This is a genomic window from Microbacterium foliorum (genome assembly GCF_006385575.1).
In the GTDB taxonomy this organism is placed as follows: domain Bacteria; phylum Actinomycetota; class Actinomycetes; order Actinomycetales; family Microbacteriaceae; genus Microbacterium; species Microbacterium foliorum_B.
Genome location: NZ_CP041040.1, coordinates 2,511,817 through 2,527,724, shown reverse-complemented (window position 1 = coordinate 2,527,724; position 15,908 = coordinate 2,511,817). Strand labels below are relative to the sequence as shown.

At 68.8% G+C, this 15,908-nt stretch carries 20 protein-coding genes; 12 read left to right on the top strand and 8 right to left on the bottom strand.

What is annotated here, in order from left to right; all coding sequences use genetic code 11:
* Nucleotides 1–43: 43 nt before the first annotated feature.
* Nucleotides 44–1,063 (top strand): hypothetical protein, encoded by a 1,020-nt coding sequence (locus FIV50_RS12165; protein WP_140037660.1) that lies wholly within the window; start codon nucleotides 44–46, stop codon nucleotides 1,061–1,063.
* 50 nt (nucleotides 1,064–1,113) lie between these two features.
* Nucleotides 1,114–1,446 (top strand): DUF7882 family protein, encoded by a 333-nt coding sequence (locus tag FIV50_RS12160; RefSeq protein ID WP_140037659.1) that lies wholly within the window; start codon nucleotides 1,114–1,116, stop codon nucleotides 1,444–1,446.
* 1 nt (nucleotide 1,447) lies between these two features.
* Here FIV50_RS12160 and FIV50_RS12155 read toward each other — a convergent pair whose 3' ends face one another.
* On the bottom strand, nucleotides 1,448–2,059 hold the full coding sequence (locus FIV50_RS12155; protein WP_140037658.1) for a flavodoxin family protein: 612 nt from the start codon (nucleotides 2,057–2,059) through the stop codon (nucleotides 1,448–1,450).
* Between the two features lie 106 nt (nucleotides 2,060–2,165).
* Here FIV50_RS12155 and FIV50_RS12150 point away from each other — a divergent pair, with 106 nt between their 5' ends.
* On the top strand, nucleotides 2,166–2,369 hold the full coding sequence (locus FIV50_RS12150; protein WP_140037657.1) for a hypothetical protein: 204 nt from the start codon (nucleotides 2,166–2,168) through the stop codon (nucleotides 2,367–2,369).
* Here FIV50_RS12150 and FIV50_RS12145 read toward each other — a convergent pair whose 3' ends face one another.
* Genes FIV50_RS12145 through FIV50_RS12135 form a run of 3 tightly spaced genes read right to left on the bottom strand, consistent with a single transcriptional unit; the run spans nucleotide 2,370 to nucleotide 3,849 of the window.
* Nucleotides 2,370–2,972, bottom strand: coding sequence for a GNAT family N-acetyltransferase (locus FIV50_RS12145; protein WP_140037656.1), 603 nt, complete (start codon nucleotides 2,970–2,972; stop codon nucleotides 2,370–2,372).
* 36 nt (nucleotides 2,973–3,008) lie between these two features.
* A complete protein-coding gene (locus FIV50_RS12140; RefSeq protein WP_140037655.1) occupies nucleotides 3,009–3,449 on the bottom strand; it encodes an ImmA/IrrE family metallo-endopeptidase in 441 nt (146 codons plus the stop codon).
* Nucleotides 3,450–3,471: 22 nt separating this feature from the next.
* Nucleotides 3,472–3,849 carry a helix-turn-helix domain-containing protein gene (locus tag FIV50_RS12135; RefSeq protein ID WP_258184244.1) on the bottom strand — a complete coding sequence of 126 codons (378 nt, stop codon included), beginning with the start codon at nucleotides 3,847–3,849 and terminating at the stop codon, nucleotides 3,472–3,474.
* A gap of 94 nt (nucleotides 3,850–3,943) precedes the next feature.
* On the opposite strand from FIV50_RS12135, the gene FIV50_RS12130 reads away from it, so the two are divergent.
* Genes FIV50_RS12130 through FIV50_RS12120 form a run of 3 tightly spaced genes read left to right on the top strand, consistent with a single transcriptional unit; the run spans nucleotide 3,944 to nucleotide 5,544 of the window.
* Nucleotides 3,944–4,162, top strand: coding sequence for a hypothetical protein (locus FIV50_RS12130; RefSeq protein WP_140037654.1), 219 nt, complete (start codon nucleotides 3,944–3,946; stop codon nucleotides 4,160–4,162).
* Nucleotides 4,163–4,171: 9 nt separating this feature from the next.
* Entirely contained in the window at nucleotides 4,172–5,101 is a 930-nt protein-coding gene (locus FIV50_RS12125; protein WP_140037653.1) for an aldo/keto reductase, read from the top strand.
* A gap of 38 nt (nucleotides 5,102–5,139) precedes the next feature.
* Nucleotides 5,140–5,544, top strand: a complete 405-nt coding sequence (locus FIV50_RS12120; protein WP_140037652.1) for a PLD nuclease N-terminal domain-containing protein — start codon at nucleotides 5,140–5,142, stop codon at nucleotides 5,542–5,544.
* Here FIV50_RS12120 and FIV50_RS12115 read toward each other — a convergent pair.
* The 3 genes from FIV50_RS12115 to FIV50_RS12105 are packed head-to-tail and all read right to left on the bottom strand — an operon-like array spanning nucleotide 5,541 to nucleotide 7,774.
* The gene (locus tag FIV50_RS12115; protein WP_258184243.1) at nucleotides 5,541–6,527 is read right to left on the bottom strand and encodes an epimerase; all 987 of its coding nucleotides are present in this window, start codon (nucleotides 6,525–6,527) and stop codon (nucleotides 5,541–5,543) included. The two genes, FIV50_RS12120 and FIV50_RS12115, sit on opposite strands and share 4 nt — an antisense overlap.
* Nucleotides 6,524–7,153 carry a DUF4166 domain-containing protein gene (locus FIV50_RS12110; RefSeq protein WP_140037651.1) on the bottom strand — a complete coding sequence of 210 codons (630 nt, stop codon included), beginning with the start codon at nucleotides 7,151–7,153 and terminating at the stop codon, nucleotides 6,524–6,526. The genes FIV50_RS12115 and FIV50_RS12110 overlap by 4 nt, the downstream gene beginning before the upstream one ends.
* A 9-nt stretch (nucleotides 7,154–7,162) precedes the next feature.
* Nucleotides 7,163–7,774: a TetR/AcrR family transcriptional regulator gene (locus tag FIV50_RS12105; RefSeq protein ID WP_140037650.1), complete on the bottom strand. Its 612-nt coding sequence runs from the start codon at nucleotides 7,772–7,774 to the stop codon at nucleotides 7,163–7,165.
* A 110-nt stretch (nucleotides 7,775–7,884) separates the two neighbouring features.
* Between FIV50_RS12105 and FIV50_RS12100 the strand changes: the two genes are divergently transcribed.
* Both FIV50_RS12100 and FIV50_RS12095 read left to right on the top strand, forming a co-directional pair.
* Nucleotides 7,885–8,691, top strand: a complete 807-nt coding sequence (locus FIV50_RS12100) for a sugar phosphate isomerase/epimerase family protein (RefSeq protein ID WP_140037649.1) — start codon at nucleotides 7,885–7,887, stop codon at nucleotides 8,689–8,691.
* Nucleotides 8,691–9,830: a Gfo/Idh/MocA family protein gene (locus FIV50_RS12095; RefSeq protein ID WP_140037648.1), complete on the top strand. Its 1,140-nt coding sequence runs from the start codon at nucleotides 8,691–8,693 to the stop codon at nucleotides 9,828–9,830. Before FIV50_RS12100 ends, FIV50_RS12095 begins: the two co-directional genes overlap by 1 nt.
* Before the next feature lie 29 nt (nucleotides 9,831–9,859).
* Here FIV50_RS12095 and FIV50_RS12090 read toward each other — a convergent pair whose 3' ends face one another.
* A complete protein-coding gene (locus FIV50_RS12090; protein WP_140037647.1) occupies nucleotides 9,860–11,056 on the bottom strand; it encodes an ROK family transcriptional regulator in 1,197 nt (398 codons plus the stop codon).
* 113 nt (nucleotides 11,057–11,169) lie between these two features.
* Here FIV50_RS12090 and FIV50_RS12085 point away from each other — a divergent pair, with 113 nt between their 5' ends.
* The 4 genes from FIV50_RS12085 to FIV50_RS12070 are packed head-to-tail and all read left to right on the top strand — an operon-like array spanning nucleotide 11,170 to nucleotide 15,900.
* The gene (locus FIV50_RS12085) at nucleotides 11,170–12,279 is read left to right on the top strand and encodes a Gfo/Idh/MocA family protein (protein ID WP_140037646.1); all 1,110 of its coding nucleotides are present in this window, start codon (nucleotides 11,170–11,172) and stop codon (nucleotides 12,277–12,279) included.
* On the top strand, nucleotides 12,276–13,784 hold the full coding sequence (locus FIV50_RS12080) for a sugar ABC transporter ATP-binding protein (protein WP_140037645.1): 1,509 nt from the start codon (nucleotides 12,276–12,278) through the stop codon (nucleotides 13,782–13,784). Before FIV50_RS12085 ends, FIV50_RS12080 begins: the two co-directional genes overlap by 4 nt.
* Nucleotides 13,781–14,863 carry an ABC transporter permease gene (locus tag FIV50_RS12075; RefSeq protein ID WP_140037644.1) on the top strand — a complete coding sequence of 361 codons (1,083 nt, stop codon included), beginning with the start codon at nucleotides 13,781–13,783 and terminating at the stop codon, nucleotides 14,861–14,863. The genes FIV50_RS12080 and FIV50_RS12075 overlap by 4 nt, the downstream gene beginning before the upstream one ends.
* The gene (locus FIV50_RS12070; protein WP_140037643.1) at nucleotides 14,860–15,900 is read left to right on the top strand and encodes an ABC transporter permease; all 1,041 of its coding nucleotides are present in this window, start codon (nucleotides 14,860–14,862) and stop codon (nucleotides 15,898–15,900) included. Before FIV50_RS12075 ends, FIV50_RS12070 begins: the two co-directional genes overlap by 4 nt.
* Nucleotides 15,901–15,908 lie beyond the last annotated feature (8 nt).

Sequence of the window (15,908 nt, the reverse complement as noted above, 5' to 3'; positions counted from 1 at the left end):
ATGCGCCCGCGATGACGTCGGGTCTCGTCCTAGGATTGCTGCGATGACCGACACCGTGCCCGAGACGACCTCGGAGAGGCGACTGAGGCGCGAGATCGGTCGCAGGTTCGTGCGTGCTCCGTTCGCATGGGGACTGCTGCTCCTGGTCGCCGCGATGGTGTGGACCGTCGCGGGCGACGACCTGAGCTTCTTCCCGTTCCTGCTCATGCTGGTCGGCGGCTGGAGCGTCGCGTTCTCGTTCGTCAACGCGACGATGGAGATGCGCCCAGTGCGCGCCGGTGTCGCGGTGCATCTCGGTGTCGGGGTGTGCCTGACAGCGGTGATGGTCGTCGTGATTCGATCCGACGGCGTCCTGCTGGCCGGCCTGCCCGAACCGATCCGCGCGATCGTCGTGGTGCTCCAGATCGCCGCCGGCCCTGCCGCCGGGTGGATCTGGCTGGGCCTCCTGTCGCGTCTCACGGATCTCATCGGGCATCGTGATGCGAAGAAGCGACCGCCTCCCACTGCGCCCGAGTGGGAGCGTGAGAACGGCGGCGACGGCTCCGGCGTGGAGTTCTCGGCCCTCGATCTGCGGATGCGCACGCTGACTCTCGTCATCGTCGGGGTGGTCCTGGTCGTCGGCGTCGCAGCAACGGCGCTGCTCATCGCGTTCGACGACACCGTGATGCGCCTCGGCGCCCGTCTCGTGATCATCCTGATGGGTGCCGCCGTCGGCCTGCCGGTCTATCTGCTGCTCAGAGGGGCGCTGCGCCGTCGGACGCTCTCGTGCAGTGTCGCGTTCGGCAACGACGAGCTGCGCATCCGCGCGGGGACGGCGATGCACCGCATCCCCTTCCGCCAGCTGCAGCACCTCGTCTGGCGAACCCGCTCGGACTACGCCCGCATCGAGGTGCGGGGCGCGGGCGTCGACCTCTCGCTGATCGCCGGGCTCGCCGCGCCGCCACCTGGTCGCACCGGCGAGTTGCCCGCGCTGCCGCGCCGGGTCTTCCGACGGCTCGAACTCGCGGGGTTGAGCGTCGAACGCTCGCGCCGTGATGAGGTCGTGACGTTCCGGCGCCCCTGATCGCGCACGCGTGTACACGATGGCGCGCGCCCCGGGGTACGGTTTCCTTCATGGGAAGACTGCGATATGACGGCACATCGGAGCCGATCCTCATCGATGACGAGACGCTGGCTCATCTGAAGGTCATCGTCGGAACGAAGCTGCGTCGCCAGGAGAGCTTCATGATGACCTGGCTTCCTCCCGAGGGCGGCGATCCTGGGCGTGTCACGGTATGGATCCACCCGGCGATCCCCCTGCAGTTCCTCTTCAGCTCAGCTGAGCCCCAGGTCATCCAGAAGCTGCGGATCGAAGAGATCATGCACGCCCTCAACGCGACCGGGGAGCTCGTGATCGACGACTACGTGCAGGCGAAGATCGCCGACGGGAGCACCTCGAAGTCCTGAGCTACTCGGCCGGGTAGCCGTCCGTCTTGAGCAGGCGTGCCAGGTGCGCCGCATTGCGCGCCGCGGTCGCGGTCGCCTGTGCGACCTTCTCGGGGGTCTCGTCGAGATCCTTGTAGTCGACGGTCTGCATCGCCTCCCCGTTCCAGTAGATCGACGCCTGAGCGGGCACGGAGTACCCGACGTCGTTCAGTGACTGGAACAGGATCGCGGCGATGTGGTGTGCGCCGTCCTCGTTGCCGACGATGCCGGCGATCGCGACCTTGTCGAAGAGCGTCGGTCGTCCTGCGTCGTCCGTCTCGCTCAGCTCGGCGTCGAGGCGTTCGAGAACCCGCTGCGCGACGCTCGAGTGCTGGCCCATCCAGGTGGGCGTCAGAAACACGAGGATGTCGGCGGCGAGCACCTTGCCCCGCAGAGCCGGCCACTCGTCGTCGCCGCCCATGTCTGCCTCGACCCCTGGACTGATGACGTGATCGACGGCGCGAACGAGTTCGCCCGTGACTCCGTGCTCGGCGAGCGATGAGAGGATCTGCGAACCGAGAAGGTCGGAGCTCGATTCGGCGGGGGAGGGCTTCAGCGTGCAGGAGATGGCGAGGGCGGTCAGTCGTGTGCTCATGACTTCACGAAATCACCGTCCGGAGCGCACGCCCAGGGGGTTCCGTCGCTGGGTCGTCTGCGCTAGACGGTATCCTGGATGACGGCCGCTACGACTAGGAGATCCCGTGATCCTCAGCTTCATCTTCTTCATGATCCTCTTCCTCGGAGGCATCTGGCTCATGGGGCTCGCGCAGTCGCTCGAAGACTTCCAGGCGATCGTCTTCATCGGCGGACTCCTCGTCACCAGCCTGTCGATCGCATTCATGATGCGTGCGGGCGGTTCGGCCACTCGTCGCAAGGACAACTGGTCGGGCAACGCCACCGAATAGTCAGCGCCTTCTGGCCAGCCTCGCCTCGAGGTTGGCCTTCACCGCCGGCCATTCCGGCTCGATGATCGAGAACTCGACGCTGTCGCGCAGCGCGCCGTTGCGGTATCGGCTGATCGCGCGCATGACGCCGTCCTGCTTCGCGCCGAGGCGTTCGATCGCGGCGCGCGACTGGAAGTTGACCCACTGCGTGGTCAAGCCGACTCTGAAGACCCCGAGTTCTTCGAACGCGTGCCGGAGCAGCAGCAGCTTCGATTCGGCGTTGGTGCCGGTTCCGTGCGCCGACGGGCGGTTCCACGTGTAGCCGATGTGCAGCCGCGGGACCTCTGCTTCGAGGTCGTAGTACGAGGTGAGACCGAGGATGCGGCCCGAGGCGTCGAACGCCGTGAAGGGGATCATGCCGCCGCTCTCGATCAGGCCGATGCGACGGTCGATCTCGGCGGCGAGACCCTCGGGAGAGGGCACCGAGGTGTACCAGGCCTGCTTCCACAGATCGCCTTCGCTCAGCGCATCGAGGAGGCCGTCGTGATGCGAGGTCTCCAACGGGCAGAGCTCGACGAGGCGACCGGTGAGCGTGATCGGGGCCGGGGTGGTGCGGAAGGTCATGGATCCATTCAATCAGCGCCACACCCCAGCGCCGGATCACGCGGTCAGTGTGCGGTGCTCCCATTGGCCTCGGCCCATCGTCGCGCTGACGTACGTGGCGTCGCCGACGCGGCGGAGCAGTCGCTGGTAGGCGGTCACGATCTCGATGGTCACTCCCAACTCGAACGCGAGGCTGGCCGGATGGGTGCCGCGCACCCTCTCGGCTTCGGCATAGGCGTCGGCGCTGATCAGCAGGCGCGCAGCCCATTCGTCGGCGCGTCGCTCCTGTCGCGCTCGGATCGACGGATCTGCGGTGGGGACGTGACCGAGCACGGCGTGCGCCAGCTCGTGCGCGATCACGCTGCAGGTCGCTCTGCGGCTGAGGCCAGGGGCGACGCGGATGGTCGCCGTGTGGGGTTCGTAGCCGCCGTGGCTGCGACCCCGGCGTTCGACCAGGTGCAGCCCGTTCTCTTCGAGCAGGCGGAGGAGGGCTTCCATCATCCTCCTCATCGCAGGGGCGTCAGTCGTACAGGTCGTCGGTGTCGTCGGCGTGTGCGAGGGGAGACTCGAACGCGACTTCGGATCGATCTTCGCGTCGACCACTGACATCGGTGCGGGGGTGGAGCGGGGTGATCGTGGCGCCGCCACGCTCGACCTCGGAGCGGAACCGCTCCTCCGCGCGGGCGATCATGATGTGGGGTGCGAGGCCGACGGACGCGCTGACCGCGTACACGATGGGAACCGGGATCGACCGCTTGCCCGTCACGTAGTTGTCGAGTGCGCTCCTCGCGATGCCGATCTCCCGCGCCATCGCGGCGATGCTGCTGCCTGCAGCGCCGATCTCGGCACGGAGCTGGCGGCCGACCGCCGCGTTGAACTGCTCGCCCGGTGTCTTCACGTGAGTCACGATAGCACCGCGATGAAGCCAGGATGCCGTCATACTGGTGCGCGGAACGCTTGCTGCTCCACGTGTGCGGCGATACTGTCGATGAATGACGACAGATGTACGACATGTGGTGGCGACCGCGGTCGAACAGGAACTGCTGCGCGCGGGTCGCAGCGCTCAATGGCTCTCCCGGCAGCTGGGGATCACCGGCGCCGAGCTGCGTGAGAGACTCGCAGGCGAGGCCGACTTCACCGTCACCGACCTGGCCGAGATCGCGCAGGCGCTCGACATCGCCGTCGCGCAGCTCACCCCTCGCCCGCACTAGCGTGGGGGTATGAAGACCATCCCGTTCGGATCCGCCACCGCCCCCGCCGTCGTCGCCGGAATGATGCGCATCGACGACAAGGATGACGCTCAGATCCGCGAACTCTACGACACGGCCCGCAGCGCGGGCATCGACTTCTTCGACCACGCCGACATCTACGGCGGGAGCATGCACTTCTGCGAGCGTCGCTTCGCCGAGGCACTGGGACTGAGCGCCGTCGAGCGCGACGAGATCGTGCTGCAGACCAAGTGCGGCATCCACCCCGCTGAGGGTGCGTTCGACTTCTCGTACGAGCACATCGTCCGTCAGGTCGAGGGGTCCCTCGCGGCGCTGCGCACCGACCACATCGACGTGCTGCTGCTGCACCGTCCGGACGCGCTGGTCGAACCCGAAGAGGTCGCCAGGGCGTTCGACGAGCTCGAGGCCGCAGGCAAGGTGCGCGCTTTCGGTGTCTCGAACCACACCCCTCGGCAGATCGATCTGCTCCGTACCGCGGTCACGCAGCCACTGGTGGCCAATCAGCTGCAGCTCTCGATCACACACGCGCCGATCCTCGCGCAGCCCGTCGCGGCGAACATGGCCGGAGAAGACCAGAGCGTCGTCCGCGACGGTGGCGGCATCGTCGAGTACTGCCGTATCAACGGCATCGCGATCCAGGCCTGGTCGCCGTTCCAGGGCGGCTTCTTCACAGGTGTCTTCCTCGGCAACCCCGAGTACGCGGAGCTCAACGGTGTGATCGATCGACTGGCGGCGTCGTACGGAGTCGCGCCGATCGCGATCGCGACCGCATGGATCACGCGTCACCCCGCCAAGATGCAGGTCGTGCTCGGAACCACGACTCCGCAGCGGGTGCAGGATGCTGCTGCGGGTGCCGATATCGAGCTCACCAGGGCCGAATGGTACGAGCTCTTCCGCGCGGCCGGGCACCTGCTGCCGTAGCCCCGACGGGAGACGCGCGCGTCGTCTACCCTGAACACATGCCGTTCCTGTTCTCGCTCCTCGTTATCGCGCTGATGGTCGCCGCGATGGTGGACATCATCAGGAAAGATGACGCGCAGGTGAGGTACCTGCCGAAGATGGCATGGGTCATCATCGTGATCCTGCTGCCGCTGATCGGCAGTCTGCTGTGGTTCGCGATCGGCAGGGAGTACTCCGAGGCGGGTCTTCGGATCCCTCGGATCCCCCGCACGCGGACGGCCGCTCGACCCGCGGCGCGCCAGCCAGAACCTCGCACGGCGCCGCCGGTCGACGCCCGCAGCACCGAGCAGCAGATCGCCGATCTCGATCGTGAGATCGAGGAGTGGCGGCTGCGTCAGGAGATCGAGAAGCGCAGGCGCGAGGAGGGGGACTCGTCGAGCGGCGCCGCTGACGCTCCTCGCTAGTCGACGCGCTCGAGGTCGAACGACTCCCGCAGAGCGTCTTCGAGGTGCGCGTACGCGAACTCGAATCCGGCGACCGTGAGCTTCTCGGGGATGACCCATCGGCTCTTGAGGATCAGCTCGGTCTCGGTGCGGATGCCGATGGCGCCGAGCTCGAGCATCCACCGCGGCATCGGCGGGCCGATGCGCGCACCGAGCAGCCGCCGCACGGTCGCCATGAAGTCGGCGTTGTCCGTCGGGTTCGGGGAGGCCGCGTTCACCGGCCCATCGAGGGTCGGCGTCACCTCGAGGAAGTCGATGATGCGGGCGATGTCCTCGACGTGCACCCAGCTGAACCGCTGCCGCCCGCGGCGTGCTCCGGGATGGTGCACGGTGCCGGCGGCCCGGCGGGCACGACTGATCGGCCACCGACCGTCGTACTGTGCCCCACCGAGCCCGAGCCGGGCCAGTCGCTTCAGCGGGCCGAGCACGCCGCCGTGGCCCAGCACGATCGCGCTGCGCAGGGCCACCCGGCGCGTGTGCGGCAGATCGTCCGCGAACAGGGCGCGCTCCCACGCCTTCGCGACCTCGACGGAGAATCCTGTGCCGATCTCGCCCGACGACTCGGTCATGGGTCGCTCTTCCGCATGGCGGTAGATCGTCGCCGTCGACGAGTTGATCCACAGCGGGGGAGGACTCGCGGCTCTCGAGATGGCGGAGCTCAGCGACGCGGTGGTGTCGAGGCGCGAGCGGAAGATCGCTGCGCGATTCTCGGGTGTGTAGCGGCAGTTCACGCTCTTGCCCGCCAGGCCGATCACGAGCGATGCGCCGTCGACGGCGCGATCGATCGCCGCCTGGTCGCCCCAGGAGATGTCGGCGCCCGAACGCGAGATCGTGATGACCTCACGGCCCGCCGACCGCAGGCGCGGGATCAGGTACTGCCCCATGAACCCGGTCGAGCCGCCGATCACGACGGGGCCTGCCGAGCGGGACGTCGGGTCTGTCACGGGGTCTCGCTCTCGATCGCGTACTCGAAGAAGCCGGTGTACTCGTAGACCCGACCGAGCAGAGGGGCATCGATGGTCATGTTCACGTGATGCCGCTCGCGCTGCTCATCCCAGCGCTCGACGAGACCGATGCGCGGACGCAGGAAACGCGGTGCGGCGATGCGCAGCCGCCCGAAACGCATCCCGACGCGGCGGATCGTCAGCACGACGGCGCCATCGCGCACGTCGATGTCGAAGGTCGTGACGACGGTGCGATGCGGGCCGATCTCGTTGCGCAGGATGCGGTTCTCGCCGAGAGAGACGATGTCGGGCATGACCCACGTGCGCCCGGGGAGGTCGAAGTGCCTGACGGCCAGCGCTTCGCCGTCGACCGTGCGGTTCTCGATGCGGAACGGCACGTCGCGCTCCCACCCGGCGAACGCGACTCCGAGGGACTCCGCGATGCGGAACACGGGCCACAGCCAGCGATGACGAGACCCCGCGGTCGTGAAGACCCCGGTGCCGACGCCGACGTGACCTTCGGGGATCGTGCGGAAGTACCAGGCTGTCTTCGGGTGGAGTTCCGAGATGCGCTCGCCGAGCGCGCGCTCGTAGGGCGACCGTCGATCAGTGCCTGGTGCTGTCACCCCTTCACCCTAGCGAGAGGTCGGCCGCAGCAGTCGGTCGAGCAGCGCGAGCGCCTCGTGCTGCGGGGCGGTGTCGTCGAGCAGCCACTGCGTCTGCAGGCCGTCGGAGGCGGCGACGACCAGGGCGGCGACGGCCTCGGCATCCACGTCCTCGCGCATGCGTCCGGTCGCCTGCTGCTCCCGCACGACCTCGGCCATGTCCGCGCGCAGCCGCGCGAAGCGGGTCGTCGCGAACTCGCGGGCGGCGGGGTGACCTTCTTCGAGAGCGGCGGCGACCAGCATCGAATACAGCTGCACGAGACCGGGGACCTCGCGGTTGGTGCGCGCGGACTCGATCATCCGCTCGACGGGGGTCGCGTCCGGCTGGAACGCGTCGGGGTGCTGACGCTCAGGCGCCGTGCTCTCCTGGTAGACCGCGACGAGCAGCTCTTCCAGCGACCCGAAGTAGTGCGTGAGGGCTGAGTGCGTGACGCCGACGGCGCTCGCGATGGAGCGCAGGCTCGTGCGGTCGGCCCCGCGCGCGGCGAAGACCTCGATCGCGCGGTCGAGGATCTCCTGACGCCGGGCGATGCCCTTCGCATACGCACCGCGCTGGCGCGGGCGATCCTGATCGTCGGTCATGGTGAGAGTGTAGCGATATGAAAACTTCCGCGCGGAGGTATTTGGTGATAGCGTGCTCGGACAGACGGGCGAAGACAGCCCGCACGTCACCGACGACCGAAGGAGACCCCGTGGCGATTCAGACTTCCATCCAGCTGTTCACGATCAAGGATCAGCTCGAGACCGACCTCGAAGGCTCGCTGAAAGAGGTCGCCGCCAGAGGCTTCACGGCCGTCGAGCCCTACGACTTCGTGCGCCGTGCCCAGCCGCTCGCCGACGCGCTGTCCGTCGCCGGTCTCACCGCGCCCTCCGGTCACGCATTCCTCGCCTCCGAGTCGTTCGTGAACCCCGACGGCAGCGGAACCACGCTCCCCGTGCCGTCGCCCGCCGAGGTCTTCGCCGCGGCGAAGGTGCTGGGCATGGACACGGTCATCGACCCGTACACCGAGCCCGCGCGCTGGGAGACGGTCGAGCAGATCGAAGAGACCGCACGTCTTCTCAACGAGGCGGCCGCCGTGGGTGCCACCGTCGACGTGCGCGTCGGCTATCACAACCACGCCCACGAGCTCGAGGCCGTCTTCGACGGCGTGACGGGACTCGAAGTGCTCGCAGGCCTGCTCGACGAGCGCGTCGTGCTCGAGGTCGACCTGTACTGGGTCGCCCGCGGCGGCGTCGACCCTGTCGCGCTGCTGCAGCGCCTGGGCGACCGGGTCATCGCGGTGCACGCCAAGGACGGCACGCTCGACCCCGCGCTGCTGAGCGCTTACCCGCCCGCCGACCAGGTCGCGGCCGGAGAGGGCGAGGTTCCGCTGGTCGAGGCCATCGCCGCGGCACCGGCGCTCGAGCTCGCGATCGTGGAGTTCGACCACTTCGAGGGCGACCTCTGGGACGCGATCGAGCGCAGCCGCGTCTACCTCGACGAGAAGGTGGCCGGCTGATGGCGATCGGCAACGGTCCCGTCGGCGTCGGCATCATCGGCGCGGGCAACATCAGCGACCAGTACCTGTCGAACCTGACGACCTTCCCCGACGTGCGGGTGATCGCGATCGGCGACCTGCTCGAGGAGCGCGCGAAGGCGCAGGCCGAGAAGTACGGCGTCCCGCGGGCGGGCGGCGTCGAGCTCGTGCTGAACGACCCCGAGATCGACATCGTGGTGAATCTCACGATCCCCGCGGTGCACGTCGAGGTGTCCGAGGCGATCCTCGCCGCCGGCAAGCACGTGTGGACCGAGAAGCCGATCGGCGTCAGCCGCGACGAATCGCTCCGCCTGCTGCAGAAGGCGGATGCTGCGGGGCTGCGCGTCGGCGTCGCACCCGACACCGTCCTCGGGCCGGGCGTGCAGACGGCGAAGCGCGCGATCGCCCGGGGGGACATCGGTCGTCCGCTGTTCGCCCAGACCACGTTCCAGTGGCAGGGGCCGGAGATCTTCCACCCGAACCCCGCGTTCCTGTACGCCAAGGGCGCGGGTCCGCTGCTCGACATGGGGCCGTACTACGTCTCGGCTCTCGTGCACGTGTTCGGCCCGGTCGCCGCCGTCGCCGCGCTCGGTCTTCAGGGCAGCCCGACCCGCACCGTGCAGGTCGGCGAGCTCGCAGGTCACGAGTTCCCCGTCGAGATCCCGTCGACGCTGAGCGTGCTGATGGACTTCGAGCAGGGCGGACAGGCGCAGAGCCTCTACAGCACCGACTCGCCGCTGCTGCGCACGGGCATCGTCGAGATCACCGGCACGGAGGGGACGATCGTGATCCCCGACCCCAACACCTTCGGAGGCGAGATCACGATCACCCGGCCGCTGACGCAGGCTTTCGTCCCGCCGGCGCCCATGACGCAGGAGGTCGTCGACGTCGTGCAGGAGGGCGTGCTCTCGGGCCGCGGTGTCGGTCTGCTCGACATGGCTCGATCTATCGCCGCCGGTCGGCCGCATGTCGCCACGGGGGAGTTCGGCTACCACGTGCTCGACACGCTGCTGTCGATCGAGGAGGCTGCCGAGTCGCGCAGCTTCGTGCAGGTCGCGAGCACGATCGACGAGGTCGGCTCGCTCGAGGCCGACTTCGACCCGTTCGAGGCGACGCTCTGAGAACCGCCGATGTGGCGACGAGGGTGCGGTCAGCGCGCCTTCGTCGCCACATAGCGGTCGACGTTCGCGGGTGAGAGCACCTCGCGGGCGACCATGATCGCGGCCCCGAGCACGGCGGCCCTGTCGCCCGCCTGCGACTGCACGATGGCGAGATGCTGTGTCGCCAGGGGGATGGACCTGCGGTAGACGACCTCGCGCACCCCGGCGAGCAGGTGCTCGCCGGCCCGGGCGATGCTTCCGCCGAGCACGATGATCGACGGATTGAGAAGGTTCACCACCGTCGCCAGGACCTCGCCCACATCGCGTCCTGCCTGCCGCGTCGCCTCTATGGCTGCGGCGTTGCCCGATCGCACCAGGTCGATCACGTCCGCGGGGCTGTGCGCCTCGTGCCCAGCGTCGCGCAGCGCCGTCGCCAGTGCCGACCCGCTCGCGAGTGCCTCCAGGTCTCGCTCGTCGCCTGGCTCCCTCGTCGACCCGGCGCCGCTCGGCACCTGAACGTGCCCCATGTCGCCTGCTGAGCCCTGCGCGCCCCGCTGCAGCTGCCCGCCGGCGATGATGCCGGCTCCGATGCCGGTCGAGACCTTGACGAAGATCAGGTCGTCGACGTGCGGCCACGTCGTCGCGTGCTCGCCGAGGGCGAGGATGTTCACGTCGTTGTCGACCAGCACGGGCACGTCGAACGTGCGCTGCACATAGCCCGGGACGTCGAAGCGGTCCCAGCCCGGCATGATCGGCGGGTTGGTCGGACGACCCGTCGAGTGCTCGACCGGTCCGGGGACGCCGATCCCGATGCCGAGCAGCGGGACGCCCCCGGCGGTCGGGGTCTCGAGCAGCGTGGCCCCGTCGGCGAGGATCACGTCGAGCAGACTCTCGGGCCCGTCGGCGATGTCGATCGTGCGGGTGCGCGAATCGAGGATCACGCCGGCGAGATCCGCGACGGCGATCGTGGCATGCGTGGCGCCGAGGTCGACGGCGAGCACGACCCCGGCGCGGGAGTTGAAGGCCAATCGCGCCGGCGGACGCCCGCCGGTCGAGACGGCCTCGCCCGCGGGGCGGAGGAGGTCGGCGGCGAGCAGGGCGTCGACGCGCAGTGCCACGGTGGAACGGGCGAGGCCGGTGATGGCTGCGAGCTCGGCCTTGGTGCGAGCGGTGCCGTCGCGGAGGATCTGGAAGATCTCGCCTGCGCCGGGGTTCGCTGCCGCGGCGGTGCGGAGTGCGTCGACCATTGCGTCAGTAAACCACAGACTTGACACAGCTCTCGATCGACTTCCGATTCGTTACAAAGAACTTTTGACAAAGCTCTAGCAAAAGTCGGAGAGCCTGTGTCAGACTCGCCGGCATGACAACGGATGTCACTGACACCGGTCTCGGAACGATCCGAGCCGGCATCCTCGGCGGAGGATTCATGGCCCGCGTGCATCGCACCGCGGCCAGAGACGCGGGCGGCGAGCTCCGCGCCGTCGCCACCCGCTCCGCCTCGGGCGGACGCCAGGCCGCAGACGAACTCGGTGCCGTGCGTGCCGAGATCGACGCCGCCGCTCTGCTCGACGCCGACGACATCGATGTCGTGCACATCTGCACCCCCAACGCCACCCACGCCGAGCTGGCGCTCCGAGCGCTCGAGTCGGGCAAGCACGTCATCTGCGAGAAGCCCCTGGCCACGAACGCCGCAGACGCCCGCAGGCTCGCCGAGACAGCGGCGTCGCGAGGGAGAGTCGGCGCGGTCCCCTTCGTCTACCGCTACCACCCGATGGTGCGGGAGGCGCGTGCGCGCGTCGCGCGGGGAGACATCGGCGAGCTCCTCACCCTCGACTGCTCGTATCTGCAGGACTGGATGCTGCGCGACACCGACGACGACTGGCGGGTGCGCTCGGCATCCGGCGGGTCGTCACGGGCATTCGCCGACATCGGGTCGCATCTGTGCGACCTCATCGAATTCGTGATCGGTCAGCGCATCCGCTCCCTGAGCGCTCGCACCCGCAGGGTGTTCGCCGAGCGGGCGGGCCAGGCGGTCGACACCGAGGACATCGTCGCGATCCTCGTCGAGACGGAGTCCGGCGCCCTCGGTACGCTGCTCATCTCGCAGATGGCGGCGGGTCGCAAGAACGCCCTGACGCTCGAGCTGCACGGCTCCAGGCAGACACTCCGCTTCGAACAGGAGCGGCCGGAGGAGCTGTGGATCGGCATGCGCGACGAGTCCCGGCTGCTGCTTCGCGACCCCGCCACGGCCGCGCCCGACTCGGCCCGTCTGCAGCGGGTGCCGTCGGGGCACGCGATGGGCTACCAGGACGCCTTCAACGGCTTCATCGCCGATGCATACGCGGCGATCGCCGGTGCGACTCCCGACGGGCTGCCGACGTTCGAGGACGGATTCCGCTCGGCCGTGCTGACCGAGGCGGTCCTCGCCTCTGCCGCCGCCCACGGACGATGGACGGAGGTGGCGGCATGACCGCGACGATCACCCAGCCGGTGCTGGAGGTGTCGGGCATCCGCAAGTCGTTCTTCGGCGTCGAGGTGCTGAAGGGCATCGACTTCGACGTGCGTCCGGGCGAGGTGCACGGCCTCGTCGGCGAGAACGGCGCCGGCAAGTCGACGCTCATGAAGATCATCGCCGGGGTGCAGCCCGCTGACGAGGGCATGGTGCGGTACCGCGGCGCAGAGGTGCGACATGCGCACCCCCGACAGGCGATGGATGACGGCATCGTGACCGTCTTCCAGGAGTTCACGCTGCTGCCGGAGCGCACGGTCGCGCAGAACGTCTACCTCGGACGCGAGCCCCGCCGAGTCGGGTTCGTGGATCAGAAGGCGATGATCCGTCGCACCGGAGAACTGCTCGCCGACCTCGGCGTCTCGTTCATCGACCCTCAGGCGCGGGTCGGGTCGCTGACCGTCGCCGAGCAGCAGATCGTCGAGATCGTCAAGGCGCTGTCGTTCGAGGCGCAGGTCATCTCGATGGACGAGCCGACCGCCGCTCTCAGCGACCGCGAGGTCGAGCTGCTCTACGCCATCATCCGTCGGCTCACGTCTCGCGGGGTGGCGGTCATCTACGTCTCGCACCGGCTCAAGGAGATCTTCGACCTGTGCGACCGCATCACGATCCTCAAGGACGGCGCTCTCGTGTCGACCGATGAGAAGGGCGCGCTGACGACCGACGAGCTCGTCCGTCGCATGGTCGGCCGCTCGATCCAGTCGTACTACCCGGATGCCGTGGCAGGCACAGTCGTGGGCGAGCCGCGTCTCGAGCTCGACGGCTGCGGCAACGCCTTCGTCGACGGAGTGTCGCTCACCCTGCGCGCCGGGGAGATCGTCGGCATCGCAGGACTCCAGGGATCCGGGCGCACCGAGCTGGTCGAGGGGATCTTCGGGATCGATCCGTTCGTGCGGGGGTCGATGCGGGTCGACGGCTCTCCGACGCGCATCACGAGCGCCAGGATGGCGGTCCGGGCAGGACTCGCGCTCGTCTCGGAGGATCGCAAGGCCCAGGGCCTCGCGCTGGGGCAGTCGGTGCTCGACAACACCCTGCTCGTGATCCGCAGCGTCTTCGCCGGCCGGACCGCCCCGTCACGACGCGAGGTGCCGGGAGTGCTCAGCTCACTGGAGATCAGCTCGCGGGGTCTCGACCAGGAGGTGCGGTTCCTCTCCGGCGGCAACCAGCAGAAGGTCGTGCTCGCCAAGTGGCTGCTCACCCAGCCCCAGATCGTGCTCTTCGACGAGCCGACCCGCGGCATCGATGTCGGGGCGAAGTACGCCGTGTATCAGCTCATGCGCGAGCTGGCGGCTCAGGGCAAGGCGGTGCTGATGGTGTCGAGCGAGCTGCCCGAGGTGATCGGCATGAGCGATCGGATCCTCGTGATGCACGACGGCGAGCTCGTCTCCGAGCTGCCTGCAGGGTCGGCCGAGCATGAGATCCTCGGCGCGGCCACAGGCGCGACCACCGACGGAGGTGCACGATGAAGCGGCTCCGGATCGACTCGACGGTCATCGTGCTCGGCATCCTGATCCTGACCCTCATCGTCGGCGCGATCCTCGTCGGCACCGTGGGGCGCAACTTCTTCAGCCCCGGCAACATCCGCGACATCCTCACCGGCATGAGCGTGCTCGGTCTCGTCGCGATCGGCCAGACGCTCGTGGTGCTGGGCGCGTCGCTCGATCTGTCGGTCACCTATGTCGTGAGTCTGTCGAGCCTGCTGGCGGCGACGATCATGAACGGCAACCCCGCGAACGTCCCGGCGGCCGTCGCCGTCACCCTGCTCGTCTGCGCCGCCATCGGCCTGGTCAACGGCCTGATCGTCACCGTGCTGAAGGTCAACGGCTTCATCGCCACCCTCGGTGTGGGCCTCATCCTGCAGGGCATCCTCAACACCAACTTCGAGGGCTCGGCGGGCAGTGTGCCCTGGGAGTTCCAGCTCATCGGCGCGACCGGAGTCGGGCCTGTTCCCGTCTCGACCATCATCATGATCGTGCTCGCGGTGCTCGTCTGGTTCCTGCTGAACCGCACCCGCACCGGCGCCCACCTGTACGCGGTCGGCGGCGACCCCGAGATCGCACGCCTGTCGGGCGTGCGCACGAAGCCGCCGCTGATCGCCGCGCACGTGCTGTGCTCGGTGTTCGCAGGGCTCGCCGGTCTGCTGCTCGCCAGCCGTCTGGGTGTCGGCAGCCCCACCGTCGGCCAGCAGGGCGGCTACGCCCTGCTGTCGATCGCCGCGGTCGTGCTCGGCGGCACGCTGCTGCTGGGCGGACGCGGCTCGATCTGGGGCGCGATCGGCGGCGTCGCGATCCTCGCGGTCGTCGACAACGTCATGAGCGTCATGCAGGTCAACCCGTTCCTGAAGGACGTCGTCCGCGGCGTCGTGATCGTCGCCGCCGTCGCGGTCTACAGTCGGCGCTCGATCCTCCGTCGTCGCCCGCGCTTCGGAGCAGGCGGCACGCGGACCGGGGGAGACGATGCCGCCAAAGCGGCGGAGTCCGAGATGGCGGCTGCAGCATCCGAACTCGCCGATACGAGCCCCACCGCGGAAGGAGGACGCGCATGAACGCGCTGCGTACACTCGTGAGCCCCCGGGGCGCGGTGTTCCTGCTGCTGGTGATCCTGCTCGTGGCGGTCATGATCCTCAATCCGAGCTTCGCCGAGCCCGGGCAGTTCATGAGGTTCATCCAGCGGGTCGCCCCGATCGCGATCGTCGCGATCGGCCAGTACTTCGTCATCATCGCGGGCGAGTTCGACCTGTCCCAGGGCTCGCTGATCACGGCGCAGGTGATCATCGCCGGCAACCTCGTCGGGCAGGACGACTCGCGCACGATCCCGGTGCTGCTGCTCATGATCGTCTTCGGAGCGGTCGTCGGACTCGTCAACGGCGTCATCACGACGCTGCTCAAGGTGCCGTCCTTCATCGTCACGCTCGGCATGATGCTCGCGCTTCTCGGCGGCGTCATGTGGTGGACGGGCGGAGCGGCCACAGGCAACCCGGCAGACAGCTTCCGCGAGATCGGCCGCGGCGGCATCCGCGATGTGCCGCTGCTCGAGTTCATCCCGTGGGCGGTGTTCATCCTGATCGGCTGGCTCGCCCTCGGCATCTGGATCACCAAGCGCCCGCTCGGCAAGCTGCTCATCGCGGTGGGCGACAACGCCACGGCGGTCGACTTCGCCGGTGCGCGCAGCGCCTGGGTCACGACCCGCGCGTTCGTGATCTCGTCGCTCTCGGCGACGCTCTCGGCCGTGCTGCTCGTCGGATACGCCGGGGTGCACCCCTCGGTCGGCCGCGGCTACGAGTTCGTCGCGATCACCGCGGTCGTCCTCGGCGGAGTCGTGCTGGGCGGCGGGCGGGGCTGGATCGTCGCGGCGGCGGCCGGTGCCTTCGCCCTCGAGGCCCTCTTCATGCTGCTGAACATCGCCGGGGTTCCGTCGACTCTGCGAGACGCCGTGCAGGGCGTCATCATCATCGCCGCCGTCGCGTACTCCGCGGTCGCCTTCCGCGCACGACGCAAGCGCGGCCCACAGACTTCTCCGGTCCTCGAGACCGCAGAACCCGCAACAACCAGCACCATCCACACAGAAACCAGAGGAGATTAGCAATGCGA

Bases quoted from the DNA above. Each gene is read 5' to 3' on its own strand.
- FIV50_RS12120 (WP_140037652.1), top strand. From the start codon at position 5,140: ATGCCGTTCCTGTTCTCGCTCCTCGTTATCGCGCTGATGGTCGCCGCG.
- FIV50_RS12130 (WP_140037654.1), top strand. From the start codon at position 3,944: ATGACGACAGATGTACGACATGTGGTGGCGACCGCGGTCGAACAGGAA.
- FIV50_RS12105 (WP_140037650.1), bottom strand. From the start codon at position 7,774: ATGACCGACGATCAGGATCGCCCGCGCCAGCGCGGTGCGTATGCGAAG.
- FIV50_RS12155 (WP_140037658.1), bottom strand. From the start codon at position 2,059: ATGAGCACACGACTGACCGCCCTCGCCATCTCCTGCACGCTGAAGCCC.
- FIV50_RS12090 (WP_140037647.1), bottom strand. From the start codon at position 11,056: ATGGTCGACGCACTCCGCACCGCCGCGGCAGCGAACCCCGGCGCAGGC.
- FIV50_RS12075 (WP_140037644.1), top strand. From the start codon at position 13,781: ATGAAGCGGCTCCGGATCGACTCGACGGTCATCGTGCTCGGCATCCTG.
- FIV50_RS12085 (WP_140037646.1), top strand. From the start codon at position 11,170: ATGACAACGGATGTCACTGACACCGGTCTCGGAACGATCCGAGCCGGC.
- FIV50_RS12165 (WP_140037660.1), top strand. From the start codon at position 44: ATGACCGACACCGTGCCCGAGACGACCTCGGAGAGGCGACTGAGGCGC.
- FIV50_RS12095 (WP_140037648.1), top strand. From the start codon at position 8,691: ATGGCGATCGGCAACGGTCCCGTCGGCGTCGGCATCATCGGCGCGGGC.
- FIV50_RS12070 (WP_140037643.1), top strand. From the start codon at position 14,860: ATGAACGCGCTGCGTACACTCGTGAGCCCCCGGGGCGCGGTGTTCCTG.
- FIV50_RS12160 (WP_140037659.1), top strand. From the start codon at position 1,114: ATGGGAAGACTGCGATATGACGGCACATCGGAGCCGATCCTCATCGAT.
- FIV50_RS12140 (WP_140037655.1), bottom strand. From the start codon at position 3,449: ATGGAAGCCCTCCTCCGCCTGCTCGAAGAGAACGGGCTGCACCTGGTC.
- FIV50_RS12145 (WP_140037656.1), bottom strand. From the start codon at position 2,972: ATGACCTTCCGCACCACCCCGGCCCCGATCACGCTCACCGGTCGCCTC.
- FIV50_RS12125 (WP_140037653.1), top strand. From the start codon at position 4,172: ATGAAGACCATCCCGTTCGGATCCGCCACCGCCCCCGCCGTCGTCGCC.
- FIV50_RS12080 (WP_140037645.1), top strand. From the start codon at position 12,276: ATGACCGCGACGATCACCCAGCCGGTGCTGGAGGTGTCGGGCATCCGC.